Raw genomic sequence first — 12740 nt, forward strand, 5'->3', positions numbered from 1 at the left:
AGTGCATCGCAGAGTAGCCAAGTCTGGAAGGGATAAACGCTGAAGGCATCTAAGCGTGAAGCCCCCCTAAAGATAAGATTTCCCATACCGTAAGGTAGTAAGACCCCTTGAAGACGACGAGGTAGATAGGGCAGAGGTGGAAGTACGGTAACGTATGGAGCTGACTGTTACTAATCGGTCGAGGCTTTAACCAAAGAAGGCTAGAGTGTAAGAGATGTGAATAGTTCTTGTATGTTGTTTTGAAGGTATATCCTTTATATATAGATTTAATATGAAGATTCAAGCATTCTTAGAGATAAGGATGTTTTTTTTATTGCATAGAAGATTTCGATGAAATCCCCTATGCAATAAAAAGCCCTCCGGGCAGGATCACACTGCGGCGGAAAAGATTGTTAAATCATAGTAAAATAGGTTGACGATATCAGAAAAATCTGATAATATAACCCAGAATGAAAACAAAGAATGTTGAGAGATATTAGTAAAGATGTGAAAGGAGGTGTATGTTCATGGATAGTTGCGATCGTATAGGACGAAGTTGTATGCGGGGTCAAAAAAGAAAATATAAGATGCGAATGCTGCTCTCTGTGAAGATACATGAATAGCAACATTTGTATTATGATATCCTTTTTGATACACCGCGAAACAGAATTTTGCAACCAGATTTAGGAAAAGAAGGAGGATATCATGAAAAATGCAAGAAATCAGCATAGAACAGATTATGCAAAAGAATTGATCAAGATCGTACAGACAACGAAAGATAGAGAAGAATTAAAGAAAAAGATCGCAGCTTATCACGAAAGAGATATTGCAAATGCAATCGTAGAATCAGATAAAACAGTTAGAAAATGTATCTATGACATTTTAGACATTGCAGATATTGCAGAGATTTTTTCTTATATCGAAGAGGAACCAGGAAAATATCTGGAAGAAATGCCAATTGAACAGGCAGCGAAAGTTGTATCAAACATGGATTCAGATGATGCGATGGATCTGTTTGAAGAACTAAATGAAGAAGATAAATACAAATTATTAAAGAGACTGGATAAAGAAGCAAAAGAAGATGTTCAGAAACTGCTGTCTTACGAGGAAGATCAGATCGGTAGTTGTATGACGAATAATTATATCGTAGTAAGAAATGATGTAACGATTCGTGAGGCAATGAGTACACTTGTAAAGCAGGCAGGAGAACATGATAATATCCAGACACTTTATGTGATAGATGAGAATGGGATTTTTGCAGGAGCGATCGATCTGAAAGATTTGATCATCGCAAGAGAACATGATAATCTACAGGACATCATAAGCAGTTCTTATCCTTATGTATATGAACATGAAAAAATCAGTGAATGTATGGAAATCTTAACAGATTACGAAGAAGATTCCATCCCAGTACTGACACAAGATAAGAAAATCGCAGGAATCTTAACATCTTCCGATATTGTAGAATTGGTCGATGACGAGATGGGAGATGACTATGCAAAACTTGCTGGTTTAACAGAAGAGGAAGATTTAAATGAACCCACGATAGTTAGTATGAAGAAGAGACTTCCATGGTTGATCGCATTGTTATTCTTAGGAATGGCAGTATCCTCAGTTGTTGGAATGTTTGAATCTATTGTTGCGGTATTACCAATCGTTATCTGTTTCCAATCCCTGGTACTTGATATGGCGGGAAATGTTGGAACACAGTCTTTAGCTGTAACAATCCGCGTATTAATGGATGAAAATCTGTCAGGTAAGAAAAAGATTGCTTTGTTATTTAAAGAAATGAAGATCGGTTTCTTAAATGGAGCGAGCCTAGCGATCATGGCACTCGTATTTTTAGGGGTGTACATCCATTTATTTAAACATTATGCATGGATTTCTTCATTTCTGATTTCAGGGTGCGTAGGAATTTCACTGATCGTTGCGATGGTGATCTCAAGCCTTGTAGGAACGATCATTCCAATGTTCTTTCATAAGATCAATATTGACCCAGCAGTGGCTTCTGGTCCATTGATCACAACTATCAATGATCTAGTTGCAGTTATCACATATTATGGACTTTCTGGTCTTGTGTTGATTCAGTTATTCCATATATAAAGAAGAGAGTGGCAAAAGTAAATTCTTGCCACTCTCTTCTTTATATGTTTGGTGCTTTATTTTTCATGATCGGAATATATTCATAAGTTGGTTCAAGATGATGTTTGCTATATAACTTATAATATTCGATAAAGATACGATTCATAATCTGAGGTATCTTTGTTTCATCAGTCTCATATAAAATGATCAGATACTGCATGGAACTGTAATGAGTACAGATATCAACTTTTCGAATTTTTTGACGGATCGCCTGTTCCATGCAATCAAGCGCATCCTCGATGTTCTCGATATACATGATATGATCAGGATTTGTTTCCATCGTGACCATCACTAGATAACAGTGATATTTGTAGCGGTTACCCAGATGATGCATATATTCATAGATTTTAGCAAACTCACGATAATCAAGATCAAGTACACCAGAGTAATTACCATTTTCACGTAATGCTTTTGCAATTAAAGAGAGATCATTTTTAACCGTGTGGTCGTCACACCCAGATTCAGAAATCTGCCGATAAAAGGAGAAGTCGCTTTTTCCATTTTGTTTTACGAAATATAGTGCTTTATCAGCTTTTGTATAACATTCGTCAAAAGAATCTCCAATATTGCACATATATAGTCCGGCAGAAATGGATGCAGCATGAAGCTCAGGATCTTGTTCCTTTCGAGTATTAAATTTCTTAAAAATAGCAGTTATAACTTCTGTAATACTATTTTGATCAGCATTTGGCATAAATAATAGAAATTCATCTCCGCCAAGACGACAGACAAGACATTCACTGGAATATTCTAATAATAGATTACCAAGAAGCTTCAATACACGATCACCAGCTTTGTGGCCATAGATGTCATTGATGGTTTTTAAATTGTCCATATCCATAAAGACAAGACATCCGCTGTGGCGTTTCATCAACTGCGCAATGGCTTGCTCACCTTTATTTCTGGTTGGAAGCCCAGTTAAAAAGTCGAGATTTTCTTTGGTTTTTTGTGTACGGATCGTGCTCATGATGTCAGAAATGAATTGACTCATTTCGATTTCAGCTTCAGGAATCTGAGTATTCTCAGTGATACTTAAAAGATCTTCTTTGACATGAATACGGTCTTCCCTTAATAGTTTTAAAAAGATATCAGTGATCTCAGGATCAAACTGAGTCCCTTTATTATTCTCTAATTCCTGTATGATCTTTTCTGGTGGAAGTTGATTTCGGTAAATTCTCTGGGAACTCATAGCATCATAACTGTCAGCAACCGCAACAATTCTTGCATGTAGTGGAATCTCTTTTCCCTTTAAACCGTCAGGATAACCATTTCCATCATAACGTTCATGATGATTGCGTACAATTTCTTGTACGTGATCGATCAGAGAAATATTCTTTAAGATATTTGCACCAATGATCGTATGTTCCTTAATAATAGAAAATTCTTCCTCAGAAAGTTTGCTTGGTTTATTTAAAATGGTATCAGGAATAGCAATTTTGCCGATATCATGAAGATGAGCAGCATTTTTTAGATTACTAAGTTCTTTTTCATTCCATCCAAGTTCACGAGCAATCAAAACGGAATACTCTGCAACACGATGAGAATGTCCTTTCGTATATTCATCTTTTGCCTCGATCGTGGTGGATAACATCTGCATCAACTGCAGAGACATCTCTTCTATATTTTTTTTACGTTTATCGAGTTCTTCCTGTTGCTGGTGTTTGATGATATCACGGATGATATGGATCGTATAGATCACATTTATAAACAGTAAGATCAAAATAGCGATACCGACAAATACACCAGAAACAGATACTTTGTAATATACAGAAATTGCTTCAAAAATCACAGAAAGCATTGTAATAAGCAGTCCAAAGAACAACAGGCAATCACTTCGACTCCGATGATTCCAATATCTGATCAGAAAAGTAAGAATGACAGCAAGGAAAGTAATAATAAGGATTGCGTGTGCTGCTGGCATTGTCTCAATATAATCTGCAACGCCTGTAAGATGCAGGATCGTACAGATGATAAAATTCAATAAAGCAATAAAACAAATCGATTGAAAGATCTTTTTATATTTACCTTTCTGAAGATTATTGACATATAAGGAAATCGGCAACGGACATAACATGAGCATAATAAAACATGAAGTTGCAAGTCCAGATGCATTTGGAACAAGGATCTGCCGCATTTTTGATTCTCCGATCATCCAGACAGAACCCATAAGCGTACACCATCCAAGATATTCCATATTAAACTTGGTTTTGTAAACAATTCCAAGGGCGATACTGAATAAGATTGTGACAATCGATGCAAAAAAGATAAATGATCCGATCACGGTTCCAGAGAAGTTATGATTGAAAATATAACTCCAGATCTGCATTTGATCTCCACAGTAAATCGTATTGACAACACCAGAGTAGTTACTCGTATATGTTGTAAGTTCCAGACAAAGTTCCTTTCCGGCATCTGCAGACGAAGTATTGCAGAATATATAACGGCTGGCAGAGTTTTTGCCAAATCGGTGCAGGCTTTTTGCATTGTACTCTTTTCGAAGTTTTCCATCAATGTAAAAACGTACATCTTGAAGGGAAGAACGGATTGCGATCACATTCTCGTTATAATCATCTGGAAGTGTAGTAGTAATGATCATCGTCTGTTTTGCTGGAACTTTATAACGTCCAGGGACAGAAATGTTTTGTTTTGTACCATCGGATTTCTTCCATGTAAAAGTACCATTGTAGATGATGGAATGTCCAGATTGGTCAAAAAACTGTTCATCAGGTCCTAAAATCTGAATCCCAATGAACCAGACAAAGATGATCATCATCAAAATATAAAATAGTCTGGAAATATTTTTATTAGTTTTGTATGGTTTTCTGATCAAAAATAGTTTCCCCCTCCATTTGTTGATCGCATTGTATATCAAAATCAACATAATTAATTTTATTATACGGTTTTATGATTCAATTTGCAATTTAAACTATACTTGACAGATCAATATTTTTTTGTTAAAGTAATCAAACAATCAATATTCCATGAGGGAGTAGTTCGCGTCATACAAAGACGTGATTTGTCAACAGACTCGGTAATGACTCGCAGATATCAAGCAAGTCAGCCTGGCAAATATTAAAGAATGAGACTCATGTATGTTCTTATAGTACATCTGGAACATACATGAGTTTTTCTTATGTACAAATAAAAAGACAATTTTGAAAGGAGAAAAACAAATGGAGAAATTTATCAACCAATCCCCATTATTTTTAGTGATCATCTGTCTGATCATAGGATTTGCATTTTTAATGAAAGGAGCAGACTATTTTGTAGAAGGAAGTTCAAGTGTCGCCAAACGTTTAAAAGTTCCTTCTATTATCATTGGATTGACGATCGTAGCCATGGGAACATCACTTCCAGAAACTGCAGTCAGTGTAACAGCGTCTATTGCCAATAATAATGCTCTGGCGATCAGTAATGTAGTTGGTTCTAATATCTTTAATATGATGTTTGTGATCGGAGTCTGTTCAATTTTAGCAACGATCGGTGTAAAAAGAGAAACAATTATAAGAGATATTCCATTATCTCTTGTATGTGCGACATTACTTCTCATATTTGGTTATCTTGCATTCGGAGATAGATCACATATGATCCTTGGACGTTTTGATGGAATCATTTTCCTTATTATATTTGCCGTATATGTTCTTATGATGGTTTTTCAGGCAATGCGTGCCAGAAATAATCAGGAAGTCGTACAACTTGAAACAATGGAAAATGAAGAATTGATGATCATGTCTTATCCAAAGAGTCTGTTATGTATCGTTGGAGGTGCAGCAGCCATTGCATTTGGTGGAGATCTTACAGTTGATGCCGCAAGCAGGATTGCCATAGATTTTGGAATGAGCCAGAATCTTGTAGGATTAACGATCGTTTCTATCGGAACTTCCCTGCCAGAACTAGTAACATCCATCGTAGCAGCAAGAAAAAATGAAGTTGATATGGCAGTTGGAAATGCAATTGGTTCGAATATCTTTAATATTCTTATGGTACTTGGAATTGCATCCGCGATCAGTCCATTACAATTGATCGGTGAAAATATTATCGATATTGTTGTATTAGTCGTATTTTCTATCGTTGTATGGTTCTTTGGAGCAACAAAAAAAGAGATTTCAAGAACAGAAGGAATCATAATGATCTGCTTGTATTTATGCTATAGTGCATACATCATTATGCGCTAGTCGTAATCATTGACATTACACCACTGCCACTATAAAATATAAGGTATACAGGAGGAAAGAAAATGCAGATATCAAGCAGATTTACAATGGCGATTCATATGTTTGCATGTATAGATGTATTTAAAGATATGAAAATGACCAGTGATTTTATGGCAGCAAGCATCGGAACGAATCCCGTGATCATAAGGAAACTTTTGCAACAGCTCAAAGCAGCAGACCTGGTTGAAGTATTAAGAGGAACTGGCGGCGTGAAAGTGAAACGTCCATTTAATGAGATCACATTTTTAGATATTTATCAGGCTGTGGAATGCACACCACAGGAAGAATTATTCCATTTCCATGAGAAGCCAAACCAGAAATGTTCGGTAGGCCGTAATATCCATCATGTGCTGGATAGTAAATTAGATAAAGTACAAAGGGCGATGGAACAAGAACTTGCTAAGATAACCTTAGAAGATGTAAAAGAAGAGATGGAAGAGTGGATCAGGAAGGAGAACGAATGATCAGATTAGCAACGATCGGAACCAACTTTATCACAGACTGGTTCATGGAAGGAGTTCAGGAATTAGAAGAGATTAAATTAACTGCGGTATATTCAAGAAATTTAGAAAAAGGAAAGCAGTTTGCAGCAAAATATGGTGTAGAGAAAGTATATAACAATTACGAAGAAATGGCACAAGATCCAGAGATTGATGCTGTTTATGTAGCAAGTCCGACTTATATGCATTACGCACATTCCATTACAATGATCAATTATGGAAAACATGTTTTGTGCGAGAAACCAGTCTGTTCAAATCGTGAAGAATTAGATATACTTACCCAAGCAGCGAAAGAACAAGGTGTTGTATTTATGGAAGCTATGAAGAATGTTCATTCACCAGGATTTTATGCAATGATGGATAATCTTCATAAGATCGGAACGATAAGGAGAGCAACGATCCAGTATTGTCAGTATTCTTCTAGATATGACAAATTCAAAAATGGTATCATAGAGAATGCGTTCAATCCAAAGCTTTCTAATGGGGCATTAATGGATATTGGATCTTATTGCATCCATTTCCTCGCAAGTTTATTTGGCAAACCAGAAAAGATCTTGGCGGACAGCATTTTTCTTGAAAATGGAGTTGATGGAGCAGGAAGTGTGATCGCATCTTATGGAGATAAGCAGGCAGAGATCATTTATTCCAAGATCACAGATTCTAAACTGCCAACACAGATTCAGGGAGAAAAGGGCTGTATGATCATTGAAGAATGTCCGATCATTAAGAAGATTACGATTCTTTATCGTAATGGGGAGAAAGAAGAATTACAATTTGAAAAAAGAGACAATCCAATGATCTACGAGACAAGAGATTTTATAGAACTGATCAAAAAACATAAAGTCGATCATGAATTTTTAAGATCATCAGAGATTGAGATGGATATCATAGATGAAGTACGAAGACAGACAGGAATCATATTTCCAGCAGATAAGATCAGAGAACAATGATCCTAAATAAGAGATTTTAAAATAAGACTAATAAACAAGAAGGGAAATCAAAAAACATGAGAAAGATCATAGCAGCAGGATGTTTGATGATGGCAATGTCACTATGTGTGGGATGCTCATCAAAGAAAGAGGACAGCAAAGAAACAACAACAGCAACAACGGAAGCCAAAATGAAAGTACAGTCCAAATATAAAGTACCAAAGATCACAGCAGCAAAGAAAACGGATCAGCTGGCTGAAGCACAAAAGGGTGAAACAATTGTTACGATGCAAGTTAAAGGTTATGGAGAGATGAAGTTTAAATTTTTTATGAAAAAAGCACCATTGGCAGTGAAAAACTTCGTAACACTTGCATCAAATGGATATTTTGACGGACAGATCTTTCACAGAGTCATTAATGATTTTATGATCCAGGGTGGAGATCCAACAGGAACAGGTACTGGAGGCGAAAGTATCTGGGGAGAAGAATTTAAGAATGAAGTCTGTGATGAACTTTTACCTTTAAGAGGGGCGTTATGTATGGCAAATTCTGGAGCTGATACAAATGGAAGCCAGTTCTTCATCGTTCAGGCCAAATCAGATACAGCAAAAAAAGGTCTGGAAGAAGGAACTATGGATTTTACCAAGAAACAAAAACAATTATTTTTAGATCAGGGTGGATACCCATCCTTGACAGGAAGCTATACGGTATTCGGACAGATGATCGAAGGATATGATGTGTTAGATAAGATTGCAGCATGTGAGACAAAGGATAGTGGAAGTGGGGAACAAAGCCAGCCGGTGAAGAAAGTTGTGATTGAGAAAATGGCGGTTTCAAATGCAAAATAAATAAAAGGGGAAACAGGTGATGATATGCTGATCGTTGCACTTGATGCATCAAGGAAAGAACCTTTATATGAGCAGATTTATAATTCTATAAAAGAAGAAATTGTAACAGGAGCTTTACCTTTCGGGGCAAGGCTTCCTTCTGCAAGAAGACTTGCAAAACATCTGGATGTAAGCCGCAATACAGTGGATACAGCTTATGCACAGTTGTGTGCAGAAGGCTATATAGAGTCAAAGCCCAAAAGGGGATTTTTTGTCTGTCAGGTTGAAGAACTCGCAGAATTACATATTCCAGTTAAAATTGAGGACGAGGAAGAAGAAATCAAGAAGGAAGAAGTTCCTTATGATTTTTCTCCGGTAGGAGTTGATATGACGCAGTTTCCATATCATATTTGGAGAAAACTTTTAAAAGAGATCATGATCAATGATAATAGTGAATTGTTCCAGAAGGGAAATTTTCAGGGAGATTTAGAACTTCGTAAAGCAATCATGTATTATTTGAGACAGTCAAGAGGTGTGCATGTTCACACTAGCCAGATTGTAGTGGCAGCAGGAATGGAGAATCTATTGTTTTTGATTCATCAGATTCTTGGAGAGAAAGTTTCTATCGGAATTGAGAATCCAGTATACAAAAATGCTTATGCAATCTTAAAAGAACTAAATTTTAAGATTCATCCGATCACTATGGATGAATCGGGAATGTGTGTGGAGCAGCTAGAACAAACAGATGCTAATCTGGCCTATGTGACACCAGCACATCAGTATCCAACTGGAGTGATCATGCCAGTTGGTCGTAGAAGCCAGTTACTAAGATGGGCAAAAAAAGACCCAGACCGTTATATTATTGAAGATGACTATGACAGTGAATTCAGATATCAAGGAAAGCCAATTCCAGCAATGCAGGGATTAGACGATGGAGAAAATGTAATCTATACTGGAACATTTTCAAAAGCGATCGCACCGGCCATTCGTGTATGTTATATGGTATTACCTCAAAAGCTGGTAAAACAATACCAGAAGATTGGGCGGACATTTTCATGTGCAGTATCAAGAATTGATCAGAAAGTATTAACCATGTTTCTGACAGAAGGACATTTTGAGCGGCATTTAAATCGTATGAGAAACATTTATAAGGAAAAACATGATCAGCTTATCATAAGTCTTAAAAAATTGGATTCAAAGATCAAAATATATGGACATGGAGCTGGTGCACATATCATTGTAAGCTTCCCGGTAAATGATCCTTACAAGTTCCAGAAAGAATTAAAACAAAGAGGTGTGATGATCTATCCGCTTTCATGGTACTATATTGAAGGAAAGCCATCGACAGAAGAATATATTTTAGGGTTTACTAGAATGAAAAAAGAAGATATGATAAGAGGGATTGAAATTATAAGAGAAGTACTCTATTCAAAATAAACAGTGGAGGACAATCATATGTCAGAAGAGAAGAATCAAAACGAGATTGAGGAAGTAACAAATGAAGACGAACACAAAGATGTAGAACATTACTGCTATCTTTGCAGACGTCCGGAATCTGCAGCCGGTAAGATGTTAGAACTTCCTAATAATATTTATATTTGTACAGACTGCATGCAAAGAACATTAAATTCTATGAGCAATGGCCAGTTTGGTTTCATTGATGCAAGAAATATGGATCTTGACAGCATGGACATCACAAAGATGATGAACGATATGCAAAGTATGCAGCCAAAAGCAGAAGTAAAGAAGAAAAAGAAAGACAAAAAAGAAACGCCAGAACTTACATTAAAAGACATTCCAGCACCACATCAGATCAAGGCAATGTTAGATGAATATGTCATTGGACAAGATTATGCAAAGAAAGTCATGTCTGTTGCAGTATATAACCATTACAAACGAGTGGTCACAAATACAATGGATGAGATTGAAATCGACAAATCCAATATGCTGATGATCGGACCAACAGGAAGTGGTAAAACATATCTTGTCAAAACACTGGCAAGACTGTTAAAAGTGCCCCTTGCAATCACAGACGCCACATCATTAACGGAGGCCGGATATATTGGAGATGACGTAGAAAGTGTCTTATCAAAGCTTCTACAGGCTGCAGACAACGATGTAGATCGTGCAGAACACGGAATCGTATTTATCGATGAGATCGATAAGATCGCCAAGAAACAAAACACAAACAGCAGAGATGTCAGCGGAGAATCCGTACAGCAGGGACTGTTAAAACTTTTAGAAGGAGCAGAAGTCGAAGTACCAGTCGGAGCTACAAGCAAAAACGCCATGGTACCACTGACAACGATCAATACAAGAAATATCCTTTTTATTTGCGGAGGAGCTTTCCCAAGACTCGAAGGAATCATCAAAAAACGACTGATGAAGAAAACATCTATCGGATTCGGAGCGGATCTTAAAGATCACTTTGATAACGAAGAGAACATCATCTCCAAAGTCACAAACGACGATCTGAGAGAATATGGAATGATTCCAGAATTTATCGGAAGACTTCCAATGGTATTTACATTAGACGGATTAACAAAAGAAATGTTAGTCAAGATCTTAAAAGAACCAAAGAATGCGATCCTGAAACAATACCAGAAGTTATTAGAACTAGATGAAGTCAAATTAGAATTCGATGAAGGAGCATTAGAAGCCATCGCAGAACAAGCCCTGAAAAAGAAAACAGGAGCCAGAGCATTACGTGCGATCATCGAGAAATTTATGCTGGACATCATGTACGAAATACCAAAAGATGACACGATCGGAAGTGTAACGATCACAAGAGACTACATCGAAAACCACGGAAATCCAGAAATTCATCTAAGAGACCAATAAATACAATCCAGATAATCCACGATATATCTAAACACAATGCAGACGGAATTATTAACCAATAGCTTTCCGTCTGCATTTTTATGTGATTCAATAACCTTCCGTATAAAAGAATATAGAAAATAAAATAGTAGTCAATTTGACTACTATTTTATTTTCTATATTCTATTGATTACGAAAGATTATTTAATAACCTTAATCCATCCTTCAGGTGCTTCGATATGTCCCATCTGGATTCCTGTTAAAGTATCATATAATTTCTGGATGACTGGTCCCATTTTTTCCATTCCGCTTGGGAAACAGATTTCGTTACCATGATCATAAATCTTTCCTACAGGAGAGATAACTGCGGCTGTTCCGCATAATCCACATTCAGCGAAATCTTTTACTTCATCAAATAATACTTCACGTTCTTCAACTTCAAGTCCAAGATATTCTTTTGCTACATAAACTAAAGAACGGCGAGTGATAGATGGAAGAATGCTGTCAGATTTAGGTGTTACGACTTTACCATCTTTTGTAACGAAGATAAAGTTAGCTCCACCTGTTTCTTCTACTTTTGTTCTTGTTGCTGGGTCAAGATACATATTTTCATCAAATCCCTGACGATGAGCTTCCATGATTGGGTAAAGGCTCATTGCATAGTTTAATCCAGCTTTGATGTTTCCTGTTCCGTGAGGTGCAGCACGATCGTAATCACTGACACGGATAGTAATAGGTTTTGCACCTTCTTTGAAGTAAGGTCCTACAGGTGTAGTGAATACACGGAACTGGTATTCGTTTGCAGGTTTAACACCGATAACGGCGTCACTTCCAAACATATATGGACGGATATATAATGTAGCACCAGAACCAAAAGGTGGTACGAATGCTTCGTTAGCTGCAACAACTTTCTCAATGGCTTCTACAAATTTGTCTTCAGGGAATACAGGCATTTCAAGTCTTCTACAAGAATCTGCCATACGGCTTGCATTTAAGTCAGGACGGAATACAACAATATGTCCATCTTCAGTTGTGTAAGCTTTCATTCCTTCAAAACATGTCTGAGCGTACTGTAATACACCGGCACATTCAGAGAGTGTGATCGTAGCATCTGTAGTTAATGCTCCTTCATCCCATGCTCCATCTTTATAATTTGCAACAAAACGGTAATCTGTTGGCATATAACCAAAACCGATGTTAGCCCAGTCGATATTTTTCTTTTCCATAATATTAATGCACTTCCTTCTAATCTTATTGTAGAGTCGTTAGCCAGTCTATGGATGGTTGGCTAAAAATTCTTATTGCTAACAGTTTACACCCGAATATTTA

Annotated in this window: 9 protein-coding genes and 1 rRNA gene; 8 read left to right on the forward strand and 2 right to left on the reverse strand. The window is 36.8% G+C overall.

Features of this window, described 5'->3' with window-relative positions; translation table 11 throughout:
• Both OCV53_RS06400 and mgtE read left to right on the forward strand, forming a co-directional pair.
• A 23S ribosomal RNA gene (locus tag OCV53_RS06400) occupies window positions 1-194 on the forward strand; the annotation flags it as partial.
• 490 nt (window positions 195-684) lie between these two features.
• A complete protein-coding gene (mgtE, locus tag OCV53_RS06405) occupies window positions 685-2082 on the forward strand; it encodes a magnesium transporter (RefSeq protein ID WP_008391695.1) in 1398 nt (465 codons plus the stop codon).
• Between the two features lie 40 nt (window positions 2083-2122).
• On the opposite strand, the gene OCV53_RS06410 is transcribed toward mgtE, so the two are convergent.
• Window positions 2123-4951 carry a bifunctional diguanylate cyclase/phosphohydrolase gene (locus OCV53_RS06410; protein ID WP_242852138.1) on the reverse strand — a complete coding sequence of 943 codons (2829 nt, stop codon included), beginning with the start codon at window positions 4949-4951 and terminating at the stop codon, window positions 2123-2125.
• 343 nt (window positions 4952-5294) lie between these two features.
• On the opposite strand from OCV53_RS06410, the gene OCV53_RS06415 reads away from it, so the two are divergent.
• From OCV53_RS06415 to clpX, 6 genes are all read left to right on the forward strand, one after another.
• Window positions 5295-6296 (forward strand): calcium/sodium antiporter, encoded by a 1002-nt coding sequence (locus tag OCV53_RS06415; RefSeq protein ID WP_055197216.1) that lies wholly within the window; start codon window positions 5295-5297, stop codon window positions 6294-6296.
• A 62-nt stretch (window positions 6297-6358) separates the two neighbouring features.
• Window positions 6359-6799, forward strand: coding sequence for an Rrf2 family transcriptional regulator (locus OCV53_RS06420; protein ID WP_055197218.1), 441 nt, complete (start codon window positions 6359-6361; stop codon window positions 6797-6799).
• Window positions 6796-7785, forward strand: coding sequence for a Gfo/Idh/MocA family protein (locus OCV53_RS06425; RefSeq protein WP_055197220.1), 990 nt, complete (start codon window positions 6796-6798; stop codon window positions 7783-7785). Before OCV53_RS06420 ends, OCV53_RS06425 begins: the two co-directional genes overlap by 4 nt.
• A 56-nt stretch (window positions 7786-7841) precedes the next feature.
• Window positions 7842-8612: a peptidylprolyl isomerase gene (locus tag OCV53_RS06430; RefSeq protein WP_055197222.1), complete on the forward strand. Its 771-nt coding sequence runs from the start codon at window positions 7842-7844 to the stop codon at window positions 8610-8612.
• Between the two features lie 24 nt (window positions 8613-8636).
• Complete coding sequence (gene pdxR, locus OCV53_RS06435) at window positions 8637-10028, forward strand: MocR-like pyridoxine biosynthesis transcription factor PdxR (RefSeq protein WP_055197224.1); 1392 nt, start codon at window positions 8637-8639, stop codon at window positions 10026-10028.
• Between the two features lie 18 nt (window positions 10029-10046).
• Window positions 10047-11432: an ATP-dependent Clp protease ATP-binding subunit ClpX gene (gene clpX / locus OCV53_RS06440; protein WP_055197226.1), complete on the forward strand. Its 1386-nt coding sequence runs from the start codon at window positions 10047-10049 to the stop codon at window positions 11430-11432.
• 179 nt (window positions 11433-11611) lie between these two features.
• On the opposite strand, the gene OCV53_RS06445 is transcribed toward clpX, so the two are convergent.
• Window positions 11612-12637: a branched-chain amino acid aminotransferase gene (locus tag OCV53_RS06445; protein WP_022375432.1), complete on the reverse strand. Its 1026-nt coding sequence runs from the start codon at window positions 12635-12637 to the stop codon at window positions 11612-11614.
• Window positions 12638-12740 lie beyond the last annotated feature (103 nt).

Source organism: Anaerostipes amylophilus, assembly GCF_025567365.1.
Taxonomy (GTDB): domain Bacteria; phylum Bacillota; class Clostridia; order Lachnospirales; family Lachnospiraceae; genus Anaerostipes; species Anaerostipes amylophilus.